At 61.1% G+C, this 21,658-nt stretch carries 15 protein-coding genes; 6 read left to right on the top strand and 9 right to left on the bottom strand.

What is annotated here, in order from left to right; genetic code table 11:
* Positions 1-12: 12 nt before the first annotated feature.
* The 5 genes from EAH78_RS19390 to EAH78_RS19365 all read right to left on the bottom strand — a co-directional run bounded on the left by EAH78_RS19390 (position 13) and on the right by EAH78_RS19365 (position 8,297).
* The gene (locus EAH78_RS19390; protein WP_140669113.1) at positions 13-2,442 is read right to left on the bottom strand and encodes an efflux RND transporter permease subunit; all 2,430 of its coding nucleotides are present in this window, start codon (positions 2,440-2,442) and stop codon (positions 13-15) included.
* Between the two features lie 27 nt (positions 2,443-2,469).
* Positions 2,470-3,546, bottom strand: coding sequence for a WD40/YVTN/BNR-like repeat-containing protein (locus tag EAH78_RS19385; protein WP_140668955.1), 1,077 nt, complete (start codon positions 3,544-3,546; stop codon positions 2,470-2,472).
* A gap of 137 nt (positions 3,547-3,683) precedes the next feature.
* Entirely contained in the window at positions 3,684-5,048 is a 1,365-nt protein-coding gene (locus EAH78_RS19375) for a DUF1329 domain-containing protein (protein ID WP_140668954.1), read from the bottom strand.
* Positions 5,049-5,080: 32 nt separating this feature from the next.
* The gene (locus tag EAH78_RS19370) at positions 5,081-6,910 is read right to left on the bottom strand and encodes a DUF1302 domain-containing protein (RefSeq protein ID WP_140668953.1); all 1,830 of its coding nucleotides are present in this window, start codon (positions 6,908-6,910) and stop codon (positions 5,081-5,083) included.
* 337 nt (positions 6,911-7,247) lie between these two features.
* Entirely contained in the window at positions 7,248-8,297 is a 1,050-nt protein-coding gene (locus EAH78_RS19365; protein ID WP_140668952.1) for an AraC family transcriptional regulator, read from the bottom strand.
* Between the two features lie 213 nt (positions 8,298-8,510).
* Between EAH78_RS19365 and EAH78_RS19360 the strand changes: the two genes are divergently transcribed.
* The 3 genes from EAH78_RS19360 to EAH78_RS19350 are packed head-to-tail and all read left to right on the top strand — an operon-like array spanning position 8,511 to position 11,656.
* Positions 8,511-10,172 carry a GMC family oxidoreductase gene (locus tag EAH78_RS19360; RefSeq protein WP_140668951.1) on the top strand — a complete coding sequence of 554 codons (1,662 nt, stop codon included), beginning with the start codon at positions 8,511-8,513 and terminating at the stop codon, positions 10,170-10,172.
* Entirely contained in the window at positions 10,141-10,497 is a 357-nt protein-coding gene (locus tag EAH78_RS19355) for a hypothetical protein (RefSeq protein WP_140668950.1), read from the top strand. Before EAH78_RS19360 ends, EAH78_RS19355 begins: the two co-directional genes overlap by 32 nt.
* Positions 10,498-10,537: 40 nt before the next feature.
* On the top strand, positions 10,538-11,656 hold the full coding sequence (locus EAH78_RS19350; RefSeq protein WP_140668949.1) for a CaiB/BaiF CoA transferase family protein: 1,119 nt from the start codon (positions 10,538-10,540) through the stop codon (positions 11,654-11,656).
* Positions 11,657-11,881: 225 nt separating this feature from the next.
* Here the strand turns inward: EAH78_RS19350 and EAH78_RS19345 are convergent, their stop codons facing one another.
* The 4 genes from EAH78_RS19345 to EAH78_RS19330 all read right to left on the bottom strand — a co-directional run bounded on the left by EAH78_RS19345 (position 11,882) and on the right by EAH78_RS19330 (position 17,994).
* A complete protein-coding gene (locus EAH78_RS19345; RefSeq protein ID WP_140668948.1) occupies positions 11,882-12,433 on the bottom strand; it encodes a DUF2889 domain-containing protein in 552 nt (183 codons plus the stop codon).
* Positions 12,434-12,436: 3 nt separating this feature from the next.
* A complete protein-coding gene (locus tag EAH78_RS19340) occupies positions 12,437-14,209 on the bottom strand; it encodes an arylsulfatase (protein WP_140668947.1) in 1,773 nt (590 codons plus the stop codon).
* 268 nt (positions 14,210-14,477) lie between these two features.
* Complete coding sequence (locus tag EAH78_RS19335) at positions 14,478-15,932, bottom strand: coniferyl aldehyde dehydrogenase (RefSeq protein ID WP_140668946.1); 1,455 nt, start codon at positions 15,930-15,932, stop codon at positions 14,478-14,480.
* A 10-nt stretch (positions 15,933-15,942) separates the two neighbouring features.
* Positions 15,943-17,994 (bottom strand): alkyl/aryl-sulfatase, encoded by a 2,052-nt coding sequence (locus EAH78_RS19330; protein ID WP_140668945.1) that lies wholly within the window; start codon positions 17,992-17,994, stop codon positions 15,943-15,945.
* 368 nt (positions 17,995-18,362) lie between these two features.
* Between EAH78_RS19330 and EAH78_RS19320 the strand changes: the two genes are divergently transcribed.
* The 3 genes from EAH78_RS19320 to EAH78_RS19310 are packed head-to-tail and all read left to right on the top strand — an operon-like array spanning position 18,363 to position 21,597.
* Entirely contained in the window at positions 18,363-19,148 is a 786-nt protein-coding gene (locus EAH78_RS19320; protein WP_140669112.1) for an enoyl-CoA hydratase/isomerase family protein, read from the top strand.
* 33 nt (positions 19,149-19,181) lie between these two features.
* Positions 19,182-20,429: a thiolase family protein gene (locus EAH78_RS19315; protein ID WP_140668944.1), complete on the top strand. Its 1,248-nt coding sequence runs from the start codon at positions 19,182-19,184 to the stop codon at positions 20,427-20,429.
* 10 nt (positions 20,430-20,439) lie between these two features.
* On the top strand, positions 20,440-21,597 hold the full coding sequence (locus EAH78_RS19310; protein ID WP_140668943.1) for an acyl-CoA dehydrogenase family protein: 1,158 nt from the start codon (positions 20,440-20,442) through the stop codon (positions 21,595-21,597).
* Positions 21,598-21,658: the final 61 nt, after the last annotated feature.

The raw sequence follows: 21,658 nt of genomic DNA, 5'->3' as shown, positions 1-21,658 counted from the left end.
ACGGGCGCCGACCTATTTCACCTTGCGCAACAGGAAGTGCGACAGCGCCGGGATCAGCACCAACGCCCCGACCATGTTCCAGATGAACATGAACGTCAGCAAAATACCCATGTCCGCCTGGAACTTGATCGGCGACCAGGCCCAGGTGATCACACCCGCCGCCAAGGTAATCCCGACCAACGCCACCACTTTCCCGGTGAACGCCACCGCATTGCGATACGCCTCGGTCAGTGACATCCCGGCACGCTGCTGCGCCAGTTGCACGCTCAACAGGTACAGCGCGTAGTCCACGCCAATCCCCACACCGAGCGCAATCACCGGCAAGGTTGCGACTTTGACGCCCATGCCCAGCCAGACCATCAGGGCTTCGCACAGGATCGAGGTCAGCATCAATGGCATCACCGCCACCACCACTGCACGCCAGCTGCGGAAGGTGATGAAGCACAGCACAATCACCGCGCCATACACGTACAGCAACATCGTACGGTTCGCATCGCGGACGACGATGTTGGTTGCCGCTTCGATCCCGGCGCTGCCGGCCGCGAGCATGAACTGACGCTCGCCGTTGCTGTGTTCGCGGGCGAAGGTTTCAGCGACTTGCACTACACGGTCGAGGGTTTCGGCCTTGTGATCCGACAGGTACGCCACGATCGGCATCATCGAGCAATCGTTGTTGAACAGGTCCGGACTGCTGACCGAAGCCTGTTGCGCGCCATAGTTGAGCACGTCCTGATTGCGCGCGATCGTCAGCATCTTCGGGTTGCCTTCATAGGAACCCGCCGTGATCTGGCGCACCGCGTTGGTCAGCGACACCGTGGTTTGCACACCCGGAATCTGCTGCAGCAGCCAGGCCAGACGATCGGCCTCCACCAGCGACTGGTACTTCAGGCAACCTTCGCTCGGGGTCTTGAGCATGATTGCGAACTGGTCGCTGGACAGCGAATAGTTGGTGGTGATGTAAGCGTTGTCGCGGTTGTAACGCGAGTCCGAACGCAGCTCCGGTGCACCGGGGTCGAGGTCGCCGATCTTCAGATGATGGCTGACGACCAGCCCGCCCACCGCCAGCACAGCCGCCACGCTCACCGCGATGGTGGCCCAGCGGCGCTCGGTGAACTTGTCGAGGAAACTCCACAGCGCGCCGATGCCTTTGCCGCGCAGCTCTTTGTTCTCGGCGCGCAAACTGCGTTCGGCGGCCTTGCGGCTCACGCCCCAGTACGACAGCAACACCGGCAGCAGCACCAGGTTGGTAAAGATCAGCACCGCGACACCGATGCTCGCGGTGATTGCCAGGTCCTGAATCACTGGAATGTCGATCAGCATCAACACCGCAAAGCCGACGGCATCGGCCAGCAACGCGGTGAGGCCGGCGAGGAACAAGCGGCGGAAGGTGTAACGTGCGGCGACCAATTGGTGCGTGCCACGGCCGACGTCCTGCATGATCCCGTTCATCTTCTGTGCGCCGTGGGACACGCCGATGGCGAACACCAGAAACGGCACCAGAATCGAGAACGGGTCCAGCGCAAAGCCGAACAGCGCAACCAGCCCCAACTGCCAGACCACCGCGATGACCGAGCAGAGAATCACCAGCGCGGTACTGCGTACACAACGGGTGAAGTAGAAGATGATGGCCGTGGCAATCACGGCGGCGGCGCCGAAATACATCATGACCTGCATCAGGCCGTCGAGCAGGTCGCCCACGAGTTTGGCGAAGCCGATCACGCGGATCTTGATCGGACCTTTGCCCTCTTCGCCCGACACGCGAACGCTGCCTTCGAATTCGTATTTGTCGCGCAGTTTCTCTTCCAGCGTCTTGGAGAACTGGTGGTAATCGATGGCCTGCCCGGTGACCGGGTCTTTCTCCAGCAGCGGCACGAAGATCATGCTCGACTTGAAGTTGTTGCCGATCAGGCTGCCGACGATCCCCGAGCGGGCGATGTTCTGCCGCAGCTGCGCAACGCTTTGCGCCGAGCCATCATAGGAATCGGGCATCACCGGGCCACCCTGGAAGCCTTGTTCGGTGACTTCAGTCCAGCGCACCGCCGGGGTCCACAGCGACTTCATCCAGGCGCGGTCGACGCCGGGCGTAACGAACAGTTCGTCGTTGATCTCTTTCAGGGCGTCGAGGTAGTGCGGATCGAAAATATCGCCGTTGCTGCTCTCTACCACCACCCGCACCGCGTTGCCCAGGCCACGCAAGGCCTGGCGGTTTTCCAGGTAGTTTTTGATGTAGGGCTGACTCTGCGGAATCATTTTTTCGAAGCTGGCGTTAAGCGACAACCGGGTCGCGGCGAAGAAGCTCAATGCAATCGTCACCAGCAGACAGGCCAGTACCACCCACAAGCGGTTGTTGAAGATCAGCCGTTCCAGGGCGTTACCGGAACGCGCGTCGAAGCCCTTGAGCTCGCGGATAACCGGCATTGTTTCGAGTTCGTAGTGACCCATCATGGTGTTCTCTTTGTGATGCCGGACTTATTCGAGAGGCAATTGACGCAAGCCACGAGTGCCTGCAAGCACCAGCGAACTGCCATTGGCCACTTGGGCGGCAGCCACCGGGGCCATCGTGGTGTTGGGTTGAATATGGAAACTCGCGCCGTCGTCGCTGCTGACCAGCACATGGCCGGCCTGACTGACCAGCACGATGCGGCCATCGGCCGTGACGGAGCTGGCGGTGATGCTCAGGGGCAAGCCCAGTTCGACTTTGGTCCAGCTCACGCCGCCGTCGGTGCTACGGAAAACGTTGCCGCGCAGACCGTACACCAGCGCCACACCCGGCTTGCCGGTGATGCCAAAAAAGCTGCCGTTGTACGGCGTCGGCATCGCATTGAAGCGCCCGCTCGCACGGTCCAGTTTCAGGACCAGGCCCTGCTCGCCGACGATGAACAAATCGTCACCCACCGGGCGCAGAGCGTAGAAGTTCAGAGCGCTCGGGTTATCGGTGCGTTCGAGCAACGGGGTCCAGTGTTGACCGCCATCGTCGGTGCGCAGAATCAGGTTGAACGCGCCGACGATGTAGCCGATTTGATCGTTCTCGAACCAGACATCGAGGAAGGGTTTATCGGCGCCCTCTTCGACCATGCGTTGCGCGTCGCTGACCCGGTGTTGCAGGTCGGCATCATCCGGTTGGCTGGCGAGTTGCTGCTGGTAGTACTCAAGCAGGATCGGACCAACCTGGCGGCCGTCCAGTTGTCGGGTCCAGGTCTGGCCCGCGTCGCTGCTGTGCAGGACCACGCCGTCGTGACCGACCGCCCAGCCCTGTTGTGGTGTGGGGAAATGCACGGCGACCAGGTCGGAACTGACCGGCACTTGCGCCTGTTGCCAGTGTTGACCGGCATCATCGGAATAGAGAATGTGGCCGCGTTGGCCCACGGCAACCAGGCGTTCACCGGCGTGAGTCAGCCCGGTCAGCGTCGACCGTACGGCCAGCTCGCTGGGCAGTGCCGGCGTGTCGAGCACATCGGCAAATTCGCCGGCGATCACCGGGCGGGTGAACGGCACGGCCATGGCATAGGCCAATGCGGCCAGCAGGAACCACTTGATCATCGTCATTATTATTATCTCGGTGCACACCACGGTTCCCTTGTGGGAGCGGGCTTGCTCGCGATAGCGGTTGGTCATTCAACACTGATATCGACTGACACACCGCCTTCGCGAGCAAGCCCGCTCCCACATGGGATTGCGGGGGTTTAGCGGATGCCGGCGCCAGCCAGCGATTCAGCAGACCACTGCGCCTTCGACAGCGGGTCGATGTACTTCAAGCCACCGTAAGGACCGTAGAAACCGTTCACGTTGTAAGCACCGGAGATCAGGTCGTAGGTCATGTGGTTGATCGTGTCCGGAGCCTTCACGTCGTAGCTGTAGGTCAGGTGTGCGAAACCGCCACGGTAGAGCTGGCCACGGGCGTCATACTCGTCGGAAGCCAAAGCGATCCAGGTGTCCTCGTCGAGGTAGAAGGTGCGCTTGCTGTAGATGTGACGCTTGCCCGGTTTAAGCGTGGCTTCCACCACCCACACCCGGTGCAGTTCCCAGCGCATCAGGTCCGGATTGACGTGGTTGGCCTTCATCACGTCGGTCGCGTCTTTGTGATAGCTCAACTTGTAGGTGTTGTACGGCACATACATTTCTTTCTTGCCGACCAGTTTGAAGTCGTAACGGTCCATCGCACCGTTGAACACGAAAGCGTCGTCATAGGTCGCAGCGCCGACGGTGCCAGGGTTCGGCGTGTCGTAGGCCAGGTCCGGTGCCAGTTTCACGCGGCGTTGTCCCGGCAGGTACTGCCAGGCGCGACGCGGTTGTTGCAACGGGTTAACCGAGTCCATCAACAGCAGCGCTTCACCGGCACGACGTGCAGGGCCGGTGTAGGTCAGCTTGATCTTGTAGTACGTTTCATCGGAGGTCACCGGCCCCGCTGAGCGCGACGGGGCAAACAGCGGGTATTCAATGTTGAACACACCCGTGGAGCTCAACGAAGCGGTACCGGAGGAGTCGACGTTCCACGAGTCGTATTTGTTGGTCATTGCCACGCCTTGATAGCGCTGCAAGTGGTTCCACATGGCTTCGTAGCCGTCAGCGGGGATCGGGAACGGTACGCCCGGCAGGGAGTTTTCCAGACCCATGCCGCCATCGGTGGTCTTGGCCGTCAGAGCGTTTTTCGCGGTGTTGTCTAGGACGGCCTGAGGCATGGCGACGCTGCGGTGAGTCGGGTACACATCAAGGCGATACGATGGGTAGCGGGTGAGCAACGCCTGGGTGGTCGCGGTGAGTTTGTCTTTCTGCTCCGCCAGTTCTTTGCCAGTGATAACCAGGCGTGGTTTGTCGGCACCGAACGGGTCCGGACGGAACGAGTCGCCGGTTTTGAAATCAGCCGGGATGGTGCTCAGACCGCCGGTGTACGCCGGAATGAGACCGTCGGCGCTGGCCGCTTTCTCGGCACCGATTGCCGTCAGGCTGGTGCCCAGTTTGGCCGCTTGATCGGCGCTGACCGCCGCATGGGCGGAGCCGACGACGGCCAGCGCCAGGGCGGTGGCCAATAGTGTTTTAGCAAAATTCATGGAGTGTCTCCTGTTAACTCACAGCACTCGGATCAGAGGGTGGTTTTGAAAGTGAAAGTGACCATGCCGCGATCCTTGAGCTGGGCCACGGTACCGGCAAACGCAGTGGTCTGGCCGGGCACGCAGTTGTATTGACCATTGGCACCGGGCGCGGCGCCATCGCCGTGGGCGGAAGCGTTGCCGGCAGAACCGCAGGTGTCGAAATCGCCAAAGTTGTCGACGTACTTAAGGTCGAAGCGATATTGACTGTGAACATCCATACCGACGCCGACCGAGTAGCTGCCGGTGCCTTTGTTGCCGCCCAGTTGCACGGACGACTGGCCGGCGAGGCCAACGTTGTAGCTGACCGGCATGAACATATCGATGCCGGGGAACACCTGGTACCAGGTCGGGTTGAAGTTCATGCCGACGATGTAGTTGTCCTTGGTGACCTTGTCGACGCCGTTGTACCAGTCCTCACCCTTGAACAATTGCTTGTTTTCGGTCACGTTCAGCCAGCGGCTGTAGGCGAGTTCAACCAGCAACGAAGAGGAATCCCACAGCGGTGTTTCACCGAAGGTGGTCAGGCCGTTCAACACGGCGTGTACGGTGTTGCCGCGTGCCACGCCGTTGTCGCCATCGAAACTGCTGATGAACCCTGGGGCTTCGCGTGCGCCCAATGTCGGGTTGACGGTGGCCGGAACGCTGGACAGCGGCATGTTGTGGCGATAGTTGAGGTCGAAACCGACACTCACACCCGCAATGTTTTTGGCCAGGCTGAAACCGTAGACATCGATGTCATCCACATAGAATTGGTTGTAGCTGCCGATGTTGCCCGAAGCGATCGCGGCCGGCGTGACAGCAGTCGGCTGCAGCACCAGATTGGGCAGGATGTCCGAGGTTTTGCGGTAGTAGAGACCCATGGTGCCGTCCAGCCACGCCGGGCTCCACTTGGCCATCAGGCCGAAGTCGCCGCTGTTGCTTGGCGTGAACGTATGGCCGTTCTGGAGGCGTAGGTACTGGTTGCCACCCAATGGGCCTGGCAGGCCGAAAAATGGATTCGCCGCGCCAATCAAGGACAGGTTGTGGCCGCCATTCTGGATACCGTCATTGAAACCCAAGTACGTGCCGGACTCCGGCAAGCGTGCAGCGTCCCAATTGAGGAAATACTGCGCCCCGAGGGTCAATTCCGGATTGACGGTGAAGCTGGTGGACAGCTGATTGCGCGGGATGAACAACTCTTTGGCTTCAGTACCCGGCACCGCAAGGGCTTTGGACAAGTCCAGGCCCGACTGGCCATAACTGTTGCCATGGGCAAAGGCCAGGACGCTTTCACCCCAATAGACCGTGTGTTTGCCGGCTTTGCCACTGAGCAGCGATTCGTCGCCGATTTCAGTGCTGCCGAACACAAAGGCGTCGAGAATCTCGGAGGACGGGCCGTTGTAGTAACGGTCGGCATAGCCGCTCTGGTGCTTCGAATCGGCCTTACCGTCATTCAGCTGGTTGGTCGACGGATTGTAGCTGCCGATATCGTCATAGGCATGGTCGTACCAGCTGTTGGCGCTGACCCGAAAGCCCATCTGTTTTTTGTACACCACGTCCAGCTCCGACATGACGTCGAGACGCTGGGCGACCGGGCTGCCGGAAGAAAAGTTGCGATCACCGTCGTTGTTGTTCCACGAGTTGGCGAGCTTGCTGTTCGGTGCCTCGACGCGCTGGGCGTAGTTGAATTTCAGGGTGTTGTCGAAACGAACCGTCAGGTCCTCGTTCCCCGTATCGAATTCGAACGCCTGCGCTGGCGACATGCCCAGCCCGGCGAGAATCGCCGAAGCCAGCAGCCCGCGCCGCAGATTTGGATGGCAGATCTTATTGTTGTTATTCATCTAGCGTGCTCGCCTTCTCTGTGGTTTCACGAAAAGTCATTCAAAAAAATGCCGACTTCGGTGGAGTGCCCTGCTCTAAGGAGCACTGACCATTCGGTCGAGACTGTTGTATCGCGAGGGGTGGGGGGGTCGCCGGTCAATTGGGCCAAATCATCGGTCAGCGCAACTTTCCGCTCACTGTGGCGAGGGGGCTTGCCCCCGTTGAGCTCCAAAGCAGCCCCAAAATCTCTGATCGCACCTAGGATCTTGTGAGTGCTACGCACTCAAACGGGGGCAAGCCCCCTCGCCACAGGGATCACTCCTACAGAGGAATTGCTGTTAGTCTGGGGGTTGTGTTTCAGAGTTGCTGGCGGAAATCCGTGGGCGACAGCCCGGTCCAGCGCTTGAATGCGCGGGTGAAATTGCTGGTGTCGCTGAAACCCAGGAGAAAGGTGATTTCAGTCACCGGCCGCGTCGCCTGGCTCAGGTAGCTGTACGCCAGCTCCTTGCGGGTGTCATCGAGCAGTTGCTGGAAATGCGTGCCACGCTGGGACAGCTTGAGCTGCAGTTTGGTCGGGCTCATGTGCAACGCGTCGGCCACCCGGTCGCGGGTGCAATCGCCGTCCGGGAGGAACTCGATGATCTTCTGGGTCACACCGGTGATCACATCGTTTTTATCCAGGCGCGCCAGGTAACTGATGATGATGTTGTCGTTGACCTGGGCCAGTTCCGGGCACGAGCCGCTGAGCGGATAGACCATATCCGCCTTGTTAAACACCATCAGGCTGCTGGCCTGCCCGAACAACACCGGCGACCTGAACAGCGCCTCATAAGGCTCCCCGCCTTCGTGGGGCATAGGGCGACAGAATTCCATCCGTACCGGCTTAAGCTCCTGCTTATAGAGCAGGCGCATGGTGCGGATCAGAAAGCCGAAGAACGCATCTTCAGTCTCGTAGCACAGCTCCAGCAGGTGATCGCAGCGAAACTGGACCTGGTCATCCACCTGCGTGACATGGACCTTGGCGACTTGGGACACCAAGCGGAAATAACGCTCCAGGCGCCGGCAGAAATCCAGCAACGTGCCACTGGCCGCCAGGGAATAGCCCAACGCATGCAGGTGCGTCAGATGGATATGCTTGGCCACGGTCAGCCCGAAATACGGGTTGTTGGTCACATCCACGCAAGCGCGATACAGCTTGGTCATGGTCGCAACCGGCAAGCGGGTCATCGGATCGGTCGCCACGCCCAGCGGAATGCCCATCGCGAGAAAAATCCGCTTGCTGTCGACCCCACTGGCGTCCAGCGCGCGGGCGATGGCCACGGTGTAGCTGCTGATGGTGGTGGGCTGCAACGCTTCTTCACGCAACGATGTTTCGGTGCCGGGCGTATCCATTTTCGAACCTGACATGGGCCTGCCTGTTGGGGATGCGAAAGCCGATACTCGCCCCCGGCCGTCCATCGGTCAATGCTCGATGATGAGCATTTCCACGATGTTCCAGTGCTTGGCGCGATAGTCACCTGCCCCACTGACCAGCGAATTCATTCTATTGACCGGTAACACACCAGGCTTTGTACCCACAATGAGGTCTAGTTGTGCATCGAATAAAAAGAGAAGAACAGCATGAGCCAGAACGCAGAGTTCGATTACATCGTAGTTGGTGCGGGCGCGGCCGGTTGCGTGGTTGCCAGTCGCCTGTCGGAAGATCCGTCGATTTCCGTCTGCCTGCTGGAAGCCGGCGGCCCCGACACCCATCCGCTGGTGCATATGCCAGCCGGCGTCGCGGCGATGGTGCCGACATCGATCAACAACTGGCAGTACCAGACCGTGCCGCAGCCAGGCTTGAACGGCCGCATCGGCTATCAGCCACGGGGCAAGACCTTGGGCGGCAGTTCTTCAATCAACGCCATGGCCTATCACCGCGGCCACCCGCGCGACTTCGACCGCTGGGCGGCCCTGGGTAACCCCGGCTGGAGCTATGAGGAGGTGCTGCCGTTCTTCAAGCGTGCCGAGCACAACGAACACTTCAAAGACGAACTCCACGGCCAGAACGGCCCACTGAATGTGCGCTTCCATACGTCGCCCAATGCCTTCGGCGAAACCTTTATCGAGGCCGGCGTACAGGCGGGTTATCCGCCCTGCCCCGATCAGAACGGTACGGTCATGGAAGGCTTCGGTCGCGTTCAGGTGATGCAAAAGGACGGCCAGCGCTGCAGCGCGGCCAAGGCCTACCTCACCCCGAACCGCCATCGCCAGAACCTGCACATCGAAACCCACGCCCACGCCACGCGAATCCTGTTCGACGGCAAGCGCGCGGTGGGCATCGAGTTCGTGCAGAACGGCGTCAAACGCACCCTGCGCGCACGGCATGAGCTGATCGTCAGTTCCGGCGCCTTCAACTCGCCTCAGCTGCTGTTGCTGTCCGGGGTCGGGCCAACCAATCAACTGCTCAAGTTCGATATTCCAGTGGTGCACGAACTCCCAGGGGTCGGCCAGAACCTGGTGGATCACATCGACTACGTGCACTCGTACCGCGTCAAATCGCGCGGCCTGATCGGCTTGTCGCTGGCCGGCGCCTGGGACATCGCCAAAGCGGCGATCCGTTACTGGCGCCGGCGCAGCGGCCCGCTGACCACCAACTTCGCCGAGGCCTGTGCCTTCGTCAAAACCTCGCCGGAACTGGCCCAGGCCGACATCGAACTGGCGCTGACCATCGCCATGTTCGCCGACCATGGCCGCACGCTGTATCGCGGGCACGGGCTCAGCCTGCATGCCTGCCTGCTGCACCCGAAAAGCGTCGGGCAACTGACCCTAGCGAGCGCCGACCCGATGGTCGCGCCGCTGATCGATCCGGCGTTCCTGACTCATCCGGATGACATCAAAACGCTGATCGCAGGCTACCGAATCATTCAGAAAGTCATGGCCACCCCGGCGTTCAAGGCGTTCGCCCCACAGGATGTACTAGACGCTCCGATGAACAGCGACGCCGAGGTCGAGCAGGTGCTGCGCAATCGTTCGGACACCCTTTATCACCCGATCGGCACCTGCAAGATGGGCGACGATGCGATGGCGGTGGTGGATGCCCGATTGAAGGTGCATGGCCTGGAAGGCCTGCGCGTGGTCGACGCCTCGATCATGCCGACTATCATTGGCTGTAGCACCACCGCCGCGACGGTGATGATTGGCGAAAAAGCCGCCGAGTTTATTCGTCAGGACCGCGCTGCAAGCGCCTCTCTTTCCTCGAAGGACGATCATGAATCCAGTACGCAGCCTCACCCCGCATAAGCTGCTGGTGGTTTCAGCGGCGATCGAACTGGCAACCGGCGTGGCGCTGCTGCTCACGCCAGGCCTGGTCAGCCACCTGTTGCTGGGCATCGCGACGGACGCCAGCAATCTGATCGCCCGCTGTTTTGGCATTGCATTGATTGCCCTCGGCATCGCCTGTTGGCCGCGGCCGGTCAACCCTGCCGCGCTGCGTTCGATGTTGTTCTACAACGGTGCGATTGCGCTGTACCTGGCGTACATCGGCGTGTTGGTCGGCGGTGGTGTATTGCTGTGGCCGGCGGTGGTGTTGCATGCCGTGCTGACCGCGTTGTTTTTGCGTCGATAACCTCCCCCCCACCTCTAAATTCATCCAAAGGAGTACGCACATGGGCGTATTGGACGGCGTTCGTATCGTCGAAATTGCCGGTATCGGACCGGGGCCGTTTTGCGGCATGTTGCTGGCCGACATGGGCGCCGAGGTGATCCTGGTGGAACGCGCCGGCAAGGGCGGCGACATGCTCGACCTGGGCAAGCACGCCATCGTCAATCGCGGCAAACAGTCGATTGCCCTCGACCTCAAGGATCCTGAATCCATCGAAGCGGTGTTGCGCCTGATCGAAGGCGCCGATGCGCTGATCGAAGGCATGCGCCCCGGCGTCATGGAGCGCCTGGGCCTGGGTCCGGACGTGTGCCTGGCGCGCAATCCTCGTCTGGTCTACGGCCGCATGACCGGTTGGGGCCAGCAAGGTCCGCTGGCCCAGGCCGCCGGCCACGACCTCAACTACATCGCCCTGTCCGGCGCCTTATGGTTCAGCGGCGAAGCCGGCCAGCCGCCGATGGCACCGCCGACGCTGGTGGGTGATCTGGGCGGCGGTGCGTTGTACCTGGCGATGGGCATTCTGGCCGGGATCATCAACGCCAGCACCAACGGCGTCGGTCAGGTGGTGGACGCGGCGATTGTCGATGGCAGCGCCAACCTGATGAACCTGCTGCTGTCCGCGCACTCCGCCGGCCAGCAGCCGCTGGAACGCGGTCGCGGGTTGCTCGACGGCGCCCATTGGGCCCGCACCTATGCCTGCGCAGATGGTTTGTTCATCAGCGTGCAAGCCCTTGAACCGCAGTTCAATGCCTTGCTGTTCAGCAAACTGGGACTGGGTGACGACCCGGACTTCAAGAGCCCATACGATCCGCGCCAGTGGGGCCCGCTGCGCCAGCGCCTGGAAGCGGTGTTTGCCAGCCAGCCGCGCCAGCACTGGATCGACCTGCTGGAAGGCACCGATGCCTGCTTCGCCCCGGTCCTGACACCGGCCGAGGCCCTGGACCATCCGCACATGGCCGAACGCGGTGTGTACTCGCGCAAGGACGGCGTGTTGCAGGCAGCACCGGCGCCACGCTTTTCCGCGACGCCTTCGGCCAGTGGCAAGGTGCCGACCCGAGGGGAACACAGCACAGTCATTCTGCGCAAAGCTGGCTTGAGCGAAGAGCAGATCCAGCGGTTGATCTGAACACCGGGGCTTGATGCCAATCAGATAGGCCCCGGAACTCCACAATCCCTGTGGGAGCGAGCCCTGTGGCGAGGGGGCTTGCCCCCGTTGGGTCGCGAAGCGGCCCCCCTCTTCACCCAAAATAGTAGGGGACTGCTTCGCAGTCCAACGGGGCGATGCGGCGTTCCGACAAGCCCCCTCGCCACAAAAGCTCCCTCTTCACTTCGAACTCATGACAGGTTCAATTCAGTCTTTCAGAAACACCGCCACCGGACTGTCCTCGCGCAACGCATGACAGGTATTGAGCAACGCCCCCCTGGCATTGCGGTAAGCGTCGACATCCGCCGGCGTGCGTGGCGCCACCAGTGATCGCGCCATGGGGATGGTCTGGAATGCCGTGGTCGCGATCGGCAGCAGCAGCTCGGTCAGGTGCACACAGCCGCCAATTCCGCCGAACAGTTCCTTGATCCGCCGCGAAAACCCCGGGCCGATGCGCTCGCCCAGCAACTTCTGATAGGCCGGCATTGCCCCGCGACACTGACTGGTGGGCACGTCCGGCATCGTCACCTGCACGTCCTGCACAATGAAAGCGTCGTCCAGGGTCAGGCGTATCCACATGCCGTGGTACGTCTGCCCCCTCTCCACGGTGCGGCCTTCTGCGAGCGTCACCGGATGGGTCTTGCTGTCGCTCAGTCGCCCTTCGATATCCCACAAGCCATCGGCGCGTAAAAAGCCCTGGCATTCCACCGTGCGCCGGTGAATCAATCGGCGGCCCGATTCATCGAGTTCGTCAGTCATCGGTCAAACCCTCTGCTTGCGGCGACGATGCCACACCAGCACGCCCACCAGCAATACCAGCACCGCCACCACCGGAGGCGCGGCAGCCTTGAGTTTGGGAATGACCACGTGTTTCAAGGCATACAACTGCCCCTGGTGCATGTAGTCATAACCGACCGGCATCGGCAGCACACCGTTGACCCGGGCGTATTCAGCGTAGTCGGCCTGCATGGCCGCAAAGCGCTCCGGCATCTGCTGTTGCAGGTCGTTGACCTCACCGGGGTCGGTGACGATGTTGTAGAGGTGCCATTGCTCGTTGCCCACCGGCTTGAGGCTTTTCACCAGTTTGTAATCGCCCTTGAACAGCGCGGCGCTGCCCGACAGCTCATAGCCGATGGCCTGGTCTTCGGGGTGCACGCGGTCCGTCGCGCCAGTGAGTACCGGCACCAGACTGGTACCGATCATCGGCTCCACGGCTCGTCCCTGAAACGGACCGTTATGCGCCGGCACGCCTGCCACTTCCAACAAGGTCGGGACGATGTCGGTGACGTGGGTGAACGCTTTGGTGATGTGATTGCTCTGGCTACCGCGCACACCGGTCACGATCAACGGCGTGCGCAAACCGCCCTCGCCGGCAAAGAACTTGTAGCCGCTCAACGGCGACGCGGCGGCGCTGGCCCAACTCGGGCCAATGCTGGTGAAGGCACCCTTGCTGCCCAGTCGATCGAGCTGGCGGGTGTAGTTCATTTCCAGCCACAACCGTATGGCGGGGATGGCGTACGGGTCGGTGGGTTCGCTGCCGTTATCGGACAGGAACACGAACACGGTGTTGTCGTACTCGCCGGTGTCTTTGAGGTGCTGGATGAAGCGACCGATTTCCTGGTCCATGGTTTCCGCCATGCCGGCATAGACTTCCATGCGCCGCGCTTCGTAGCGCTTTTCGTGTTCATCCAGTGCGTTCCAGTCGGCGGTGCTGGCCATGGTTTGCATGCCGACACCCGCCGGAATCACGCCCAGTTCCACCGCCTTGTCGCGACGCTCCTTACGCAACGCGGTCCAGCCGGCGTCATAGCGCCCCTGGTACTTGTCGATGATCGCCTTGGGCGCCTGGACCGGAACGTGGTTGGCCTGAAAGCCCAGGTAGGCGAAAAACGGCTTGCCGTCCTGTCGGTCTTTTTCGATGTACTCCAGCGCCTTGTCGACGATGAAGGTCGAGGAATAATAGTCCTTCGGCAGATGGGCCGGCTGGCCGTTCTCGAACCAGGCGGCTTTGTCGTAGAGCGGCGCGTACGGCCGCTCTTCCCAATTGTCCGAGCCGCTGTCGGCCTGGATGAACGAGCGATCGAAACCACGGTTGTTCGGCAAGGTGTCCGGGGTTTTGCCCAGGTGCCATTTACCGGTGATGTAGGTGCGGTAACCACCCTCCTTGAGCCGGCTGGCGACGGTGATCGCATTGTCGTTGAGCACGCCGCTGTAACCGGGTTTTCCCAGGTGTTCTTCAGGCATGGTTTCCGGCATGTTGCCGACACCGTTGCGATGGTTATCGACGCCGGTCAGCAGCATCGACCGCGTCGGCGAGCAGGAGGCAGTGACATGGAAATCGGAGAAGCGCACACCTTCACGGGCCAGGGTGTCGATGTTCGGCGTGGCGATTTCGCTGCCGAAGGAACCGACGTCGCTGTAGCCCCAGTCGTCGGCGACCAGTACCACGATGTTCGGCTGTTTGGGGGCGGCGAAACTTTGGGCAGTGAAGGCTAGGCAACACATCACCAGGGCAAGCGGCTTCAACGGAATCATCCACGGTTTCCTTTATTTTTGTAGGAGTGAGCCTACTCGCGATAGCGGTCTGTCAGTCAACATCTCTGTTGAATGTTCCGCCCCTATCGCGAGCAGGCTCACTCCTACGGGGCAATTTCGTCGGTCACAAAAATCTATGTCCCACTGCGATCAAATGTGGGAGCGGGCTTGCTCGCGAAAAGGCCATCACATTCAATAAAGATGTTGACTGACACGCCGTCTTCGCGAGCAAGCCCGCTCCCACATTTTGATCGGTGTGTGGCTCGGGTCAGGGTTTCAATAGAGCGCCGATGACCCGACGAAACAGCCGGCCGTACGGCGGGCGCAACAACCCCATTACATCAACCCGTGGCGGTGTGAACACCGAGCGCTCCAGACTGAATGCCTTGAACCCGTATCCGCCCCGATAACGACCAAACCCCGAGTGCCCACAGCCACCAAACGGCAAGTCAGTCTGGAACAGGTGCTGCATCACTTCATTGATGCACGCGCCCCCGGAATGGGTGCGTTCCAGCACATGCTTTGCTTCCGCGCGGTTGTCACCGAAGTAATACAAAGCCAGAGGCCTTGGATGCGCATTGATGTACTCAAGCACTTCCTTGATATCGCGGTAGCCGCGAATCGGCAACAACGGACCGAACACTTCATCCTGCATCACAAGCGTCGAGTCAGGCGGATCAACCACCAGGGTCGGGGCAATCTTGCGTGAAGCGCTCAAGTCCTCGTGACCCGGATTGACCTCGATCACCCTGACACAATGCTCACGAGCGTCTTGCAGCAAGGCTTGCATCCGCTGGTATTGGCCGGGCGTCGCCATGGCGGTGTAGTCGGGATTGTTCAGCAGCGTCGGGAACAGGCGCTTCATCTCGACCTGCATGGTGCTCAACAAGCGTTCAAGGTCGTCCTCGTGCACAAACACATAATCCGGAGCGATACAGGCCTGCCCGGCGCTGACGCCCTTGCCGCCCCAGATACGTTTGGCGGCGTTTTGCAGATCGGCACCGCGACCGATGATGGTCGGCGACTTGCCGCCCAGTTCCAGCGTCAGCGGTGTCAGGTTTTCTGCGGCGGCACGCATCACCAACCGCCCAACCCGTGGACTGCCGGTAAACACCAGGTGATCCAGTGGCAGCGCGGAAAACGCCGCGCCCAACTCGGCACCGCCGATGAAGCCTGCCACTTCGGTGTCATCGAACTGCCTGGCCAGCAATTCGATCAGCAGGCTGGCCGTGGCTGGCGACTGATCGGAAAACAGCAGAATCGCGCGATTACCTGCCGCCAGCGCTTCGGCCAATGGCCCCAGCGCGATGGCAATCGGAAAATTCCACGGCGAGATGATGCCGATCGTGCCCAGCGGCTGAAAATGGATTTCAGCCCTGGCGCCCAACCAGCCGCTGCCCAATTCGGCTTTACGGCGCTGCGGACGCATCCACTGACGCACACGATCGCGCGCATATTTCAGGCCCTGCACCGGCAGCAGCACATCCGCCATCAGCGATTGATCGTGACTGCGCCAGGTAAAGTCCTTGGCCAAGGCGTCGCAAAGGGCCTGCTGGTTGTCCAGCAACAGGTTGATCACGCGGTTGATCCGCTCGATGCGCAGTTCGGCGGACGGTGGCCCCTCGGACCACGAGGCGGCCTGTTGACGGGCGAGCACCGCGGCGACTCGCGCGGAGGCCGGAACGAAAAGCGCATGCGCTTCATCAGCGAGAGGCGAGTTCATGGTCGTGGTCCTATTTTGCAGGCGCATTGGGGCCGATCAGTTCAAAGTCGGGCGAGAATTTGTCCAGCGAGCCCAATACGTCATAGACCGCGATCTTGCTGCCGTCGATCTTCAGCCCGCCTTTGATTACCGCTTCAATCGGCGAGAGTTTTTCCGCGAGAATGGCGTTCAACGTTTCGCGGGTCAGGGTCAGCGTGGCGTCGGCCTTTTCTGCGTTGTAATCGGCCACGTAAGTCAGCGCCGAGTTCTCCAGATTGAGCATGTAGCGCTTGCCGTCAGGCCCGACGTCGGTGAAGTTCCAGTTCAGGACAATGTGCTTGCCCTCGACATCCGGCGCCTTCAGACGCACACCCAGGTAATCGAAAATGTTGTCGATAGTCAGCGCCCGCAGCATGTCCGGGCTGGCGGTGCGCAACGGCGAGGCGAGTTTTTTGCCGCCGCTGCGTTGTTCCATGGCGGCGGCCAGGTAGCTGTTGCGCTCCACGGCCGATTCAGCCTGGTAACCCAGTTGTTCCAAGGCATCGGCGGACAATTCCCGCGCGGCCTTGTTGTCCGGTTCGGCAAAGACCAAATGGCTCATGGCTTGCGCCACCCAACGGTACTGGCCGTTAGCAAAGTCGGTTCGAGCGTGGGCCAATACGGCGTCGGCACCGCCGCCATATTCGACAAATTTCTTGCCGTAATCACTGTCGGACAACGCATCCATATTGGCCGGGTTGGCGTCGTACCAGCCCATGTATTGCTGATACACCGCTTTGGAGTTGCGCTGCACCGAACCATAAAAACCATGGGTGAAGGTTTCACTGGCCAGGCTTGCCGGCACGTGGCTGCGCATGTATTCGGCAATCTCGACCGGTTTGTAGCCCTTGTTCACCAGGCGCAACGACTGGTCGTGCAGCCATTTGTACATGTCCCGTTGCTTGGACAGGTAGTTGACCACGCGCTCATGGCCAAACACCGGCCAGCCGTGCTGCCCCACCAGAATGTCGGTGCCGGGCGCGAACTGATGCAGCGCCTCATTGAGGTACTTCGACCAGGCCAGGCCATCGCGAATGGTCGCCCCGCGCAACGTCAGCAGTTGATGCTGGGTCGGCAGCGCCAGTTCACCGGTATCGAGCACTTTGAATTGCGGGAAGTAGTGAATGAACTCGGCAGGCGCTTCGGTGCCGGGGGCAAGCATGTTGACGATTTCGACGCCATCGATGGTCAGGGTTTGCACCGGCTGGTCGAGTTCGAGGGTTGGCGGGATCAGGGTGATCGTGCCGTTGGACAAGGCCTTGGCACCGCCGAGGTCAATCTGGCCCTGGGCGCTGCGTGGCAAGGTGGTGCCGAACTGATACTCGGCGCGACGGCTCATGGCGTTACCGGCCATCACGTTTTCGGCGACCGCTGTTTCCATGAAGCCTTTCGGGGCAATGATCTGCACCTTGCCCGACTTCACGTCCGCTTCATCGACGATGCCGCGAATACCCGCAAAGTGATCGACATGGCTGTGGTTGTAGATCACCGCGACCACCGGTTTGCGTGGGCGGTGCTGGTAATACAGTTCCAGCGAGGCGTGCGCCACTTCAGTGGCCAGGTTGCAGTCAATGATGATCAGGCCGGTCTTGCCTTCGATGATGGTCATGTTGGTCAGGTCAAGACCGCGCACCTGATAAAAACCGTCCGTGACCTTGAACAGCCCGTTGGACATGCTTTTGCGCGCCTGCTGCCACAGGCTCGGGTTGACCGTGGCCGGTGCGTCGGCTTTATCGAGGAATTCATAGCCCTTGAGGCTGTACACCACATGACCGTCGGCGGCGGTGGTTTCGGCGTCAGGGAGACTGGCGATGAAGCCGCGCTGGATGTCCGCTTCTACCAGCGCATCAACGGCGGGCATGCTGTGCGCGGTGTTCGCGTTGGCGGCGATGGTCGCCTCGGTCGCGGCTTTCTGGCCACCCTGCCCGGCGCTGTTGTTGGCCGCTTGCAGAGAAATGCCGCTTTGACCTCGCGACCATTGCAGCCCACCGACAATGCTGGCGGCCAACACTGACACCGTCAGCACTACACGGATTTTCTTCATCGCACAGTCTCTCTCTAATTGTTATTCGAATACCGTTTCGATGGTGCAAGCAAGGCGCCCGGGTTGCCGGTCTTCTCAATCAATTCATCTGTCTTCACAGACCAGAAATGAACACATAACCCTGTGGCGAGGGAGCTTGCTCCCGCTGGGCTGCGAAGCGGCCCCCTTGGTCCGTAATAAAGAAAGGGACTGCTGCGCAGTCCAGCGGGAGCAAGCTCCCTCGCCACAAGTCAGCGCCTGACCTGATAGATAACCCTCCCCCTGCGGACAACCGCTTTCGTTGCAATGACCTGCGACCGCCCCTCTTGCGTTCCTACTATCGGCCCATCAACAACGCCAATAGCGCGCTAACAATAAGAGGAGTTGTCATGAGTGATGATGTGCTGCTGTATGAAATCGTTGGCCCGGTAGCGCGTTTGACGCTTAATCGGCCAAAGGCCATGAACGCGTTGAACCTGGCGACCCTCGCCGAGCTGGAACGCTGCCTCAACGACATCGCGCTCAACGATGAGCTGCGGGCGGTGATCCTCACCGGCACCGGCCCCGCCTTCTGCGCCGGCGCCGACCTGAAAGAAGTGTTGGCCGGCAGCAGCCTGCCCGCTGGCGAAGCCGACTTCCTGGACCGCGCCAATCAAGTCTTCGGTCAACTGCGAAATTTCCCCAAACCAGTGATCGCCGCCCTCAACGGCGTGACCATGGCCGGCGGCCTGGAACTGGCGATGTGCGCCGACATCGTGGTCGCCGCACACAGCGCAACGCTGGCCGACGCCCATGCCAATTTCGGTGTGTTCCCTGGCGCTGGCGGTGCTGCCGTTCTGCCGCGCCTGATCCCGTTGAACATCGCGATGTACCTGCTGATGACCGGCAAATCCCTCTCGGCCACTGAAATGCAAGGCTACGGCCTGGTGTGCGAAGTCCACGCCGACGAAGAACTTGCTGATGCCGCCGTGAAGCTGGCCAAGCAGATCGCCAAAAAGAGCCCGATCGCCCTACGCCGCATGAAAGAAGTGGCTCGCGCCACGGCTGACAAATCTCGCGACGACGCCTTGCAGCACGAGCAAGTAGCGCTGCGCCAACACCTGCGCACCGCTGATTTCCAGGAAGGCCTGCAAGCCTTCGGCGAAAAACGCGCACCGAACTTCAAGGGCCGCTAGGCCACCACGCCCCCACACCCGCAGGAACAGACAATGAACGATATTTATGTAGTGGGCGTTGGCATGACGCCGTTTGGCCGATTGCTTGACCGCAGCGTCTACGACATGGTCGACGAAGCCGTGGGCCTGGCGTTGAAAGATGCCGGCGCCACCACCGCCGACGTCGGCTCGGTGTATTACAGCACCATGACCAACGGCATGCTGCAAGGCCAGACCGGTATTCCCGGCCCGATCGCCATGCGCCGCATCGGCATCGAAGGCGTCCCTGTGTTCTCCGTCGAGAACGCCTGCGCTTCCGGCTCTTCGGCCTTCAACCTCGCCACCCTCGCCTTGCGTGCCGGCCAGTGCGACATCGCCCTCGCCGTCGGTGCCGAGAAGATGAACGTGCCGGACAAATCCAAGATGTTCGCCGTGTTCGATGGCGGCTGGGACGTGTCCACCGTTGAGCAGAACAAAGAGACCTTGCTGGCCATGGGCGAAGGTATCGTGCCGCCACCGGGTACCGTTTCCGAGCGTCCTTACAGCGTGTTCATGGACGTGTATGCCTCCATTGCCCGCAATCACATGCTGCGTTACGGCACCACACAACGGCAGATCGCCGCAGTGGCCGCGAAGAACCACCAGCACTCGGTGCACAACCCGCTCTCGCAATTCCAGCAGGCCTTCAGCATCGACGAAGTGCTGGGTTCGCCCGCGATCTGCTACCCGCTGACCACGCTGATGTGCTCCCCGATCAGCGACGGGGCCGCCGCTGTTCTGCTGTGCAACGCCGAAGGCCTCAAGCGCCTGAAAAACGACGGTGACCGCGCCGTTCGCGTCCTCGCCAGCGTGGTGCAAACCGGCAGCAACCGTGGTCTCGATGAACCGGAAAAAATCATTGCCCACCTGGCGGCGAAAAAAGCTTACGCCCTGGCTGGCGTAAATCCGTCAGACGTCGACGTCGCTGAAGTCCACGACGCCTCGGCCATCGGCGAAATCCTCAACGCCGAATCGCTGATGCTGGTGCCGTTCGGCGAAGGCGGCCCGGCTGCCGAGCGCGGTGATTTCACCGTTGGCGGCCGCATGCCGATCAACCCGTCCGGTGGTCTGGAATCCAAGGGCCACCCGATCGGTGCCACCGGCCTTGGGCAGATCCATGAGCTGGTCACGCAATTGCGCGGTGAAGCCGGCAAGCGCCAGGTCGAAGGTGCACGCATTGCCATCCAGGAAAACGGTGGTGGCCTGTTCGGCATCGAAGAAGCCGTGGTCGCCGTCAACATCCTCGCTAACAAGAATATTTAAGGAGCCCCCCATGGGACACGTCATGCGCACCCCGGAACAACTCGAAGCCGTCGAGAGTTTCCGTCGTTTCCTGTCTGACAAGATTGACCCGGTGTTCAACAAGGAATACCGCGACAAGTTCATGCCGAAAGAGAAAATGGCCGAGATGATGCGCCAGCTCTCCGAGTTCGGCATGGTCAGCGGCGCCGTCAGCGAGGCCAATGGCGGCCTGGGCCTGGACTGGCCAACCATGACCATGTTGTTCGAAGAAGTCGCCGCCTGCTCGGTAGACCTGTCGACGCCAGTGGTCATCAACTCTTTCGGCGCACAAATGCTGGAGAAACTCGCGCCGGATCACCTGCGCGAACGTTACCTGCCGGGCCTGATCAGCGGCGATTCGTTCGTCAGCGTCGGCATTTCGGAACCGGACGTCGGCTCCAACGTGCTGGAAATCAAGACCCGCGCCCGTCGCGACGGTGACGATTACATCATCACCGGCGAGAAAACCTGGATCAGCAACGGTTCGTACTCCGACTTCCTGATCTGCACCTGCCGCACCGGCGAAGACCCACGCAAGGGCCTGACGCACTTCCTGCTCGACCGTAAAGAACACCCGTACGAAGTACAGAACATCCACAAGATGGCCTGGAACAGCCAGTCCACCGCGCAAATCTTCCTTAACGACGTACGCGTTCCCGCCAGCAACATCATCGGCGGCGAAGGCATGGCACTGAAAAACACCCTGTCGTTCTTCGAACGCTCCCGTGTGTTCGTGGCGGCTCAAGGCCTGGGCATCGGCCGCCGCGCGCTGGAAGAAGCCGTGCGCTACGCCAAAGAGCGCAAGCAGCACGGCAAAGTGATCGCCGGTCACCAGCTGATCAGCGGCATGCTCGCGGAAATGGCCACCAACGTCGACGCCGCGCGCCTGCTGACCTACCGCGCCGCCGAGATGATCGGTGCCGGCGTCCCGGCCGAAATGGAAGCGGCGATGGCCAAGTACTTCGCTTGCGAAATGGCGGTGACTGTCGCCCGTCAAGCCGTGCAGATCCACGGCGGTGCCGGTGTGACCACCGATTTCCTGGTCGAGAAACTGGCCCGCGAAGCCATCATCGTGCCGATTCCTGAAGGCACCACGCAGATCCAGCAACTGATCATTGGCCGCGCCCTGACCGGGGTCAACGCGTTCTGATCAACCGCCCGTTCCACTCCTAACAATAACAACCCGGTCCGTTTGGACCGGGCAGCGAACA

Origin of the sequence: Pseudomonas arsenicoxydans (assembly GCF_006438915.1) — a bacterium.
Lineage (GTDB): Bacteria > Pseudomonadota > Gammaproteobacteria > Pseudomonadales > Pseudomonadaceae > Aquipseudomonas > Aquipseudomonas arsenicoxydans_A.
The sequence above is the reverse complement of the archived record's forward strand: the minus strand, read 5'-3'. Positions and strand labels throughout refer to the sequence as shown.

Excerpts from the sequence above, each read along its gene's own strand:
- EAH78_RS19335 (WP_140668946.1), bottom strand. The coding sequence starts at position 15,932 with ATGAACTCGCCTCTCGCTGATGAAGCGCATGCGCTTTTCGTTCCGGCC.
- EAH78_RS19370 (WP_140668953.1), bottom strand. The coding sequence starts at position 6,910 with ATGAATAACAACAATAAGATCTGCCATCCAAATCTGCGGCGCGGGCTG.
- EAH78_RS19315 (WP_140668944.1), top strand. The coding sequence starts at position 19,182 with ATGAACGATATTTATGTAGTGGGCGTTGGCATGACGCCGTTTGGCCGA.
- EAH78_RS19345 (WP_140668948.1), bottom strand. The coding sequence starts at position 12,433 with ATGACTGACGAACTCGATGAATCGGGCCGCCGATTGATTCACCGGCGC.
- EAH78_RS19360 (WP_140668951.1), top strand. The coding sequence starts at position 8,511 with ATGAGCCAGAACGCAGAGTTCGATTACATCGTAGTTGGTGCGGGCGCG.
- EAH78_RS19390 (WP_140669113.1), bottom strand. The coding sequence starts at position 2,442 with ATGGGTCACTACGAACTCGAAACAATGCCGGTTATCCGCGAGCTCAAG.
- EAH78_RS19375 (WP_140668954.1), bottom strand. The coding sequence starts at position 5,048 with ATGAATTTTGCTAAAACACTATTGGCCACCGCCCTGGCGCTGGCCGTC.
- EAH78_RS19320 (WP_140669112.1), top strand. The coding sequence starts at position 18,363 with ATGAGTGATGATGTGCTGCTGTATGAAATCGTTGGCCCGGTAGCGCGT.
- EAH78_RS19350 (WP_140668949.1), top strand. The coding sequence starts at position 10,538 with ATGGGCGTATTGGACGGCGTTCGTATCGTCGAAATTGCCGGTATCGGA.
- EAH78_RS19365 (WP_140668952.1), bottom strand. The coding sequence starts at position 8,297 with ATGTCAGGTTCGAAAATGGATACGCCCGGCACCGAAACATCGTTGCGT.
- EAH78_RS19340 (WP_140668947.1), bottom strand. The coding sequence starts at position 14,209 with ATGATTCCGTTGAAGCCGCTTGCCCTGGTGATGTGTTGCCTAGCCTTC.
- EAH78_RS19355 (WP_140668950.1), top strand. The coding sequence starts at position 10,141 with ATGAATCCAGTACGCAGCCTCACCCCGCATAAGCTGCTGGTGGTTTCA.
- EAH78_RS19310 (WP_140668943.1), top strand. The coding sequence starts at position 20,440 with ATGGGACACGTCATGCGCACCCCGGAACAACTCGAAGCCGTCGAGAGT.
- EAH78_RS19385 (WP_140668955.1), bottom strand. The coding sequence starts at position 3,546 with ATGACGATGATCAAGTGGTTCCTGCTGGCCGCATTGGCCTATGCCATG.
- EAH78_RS19330 (WP_140668945.1), bottom strand. The coding sequence starts at position 17,994 with ATGAAGAAAATCCGTGTAGTGCTGACGGTGTCAGTGTTGGCCGCCAGC.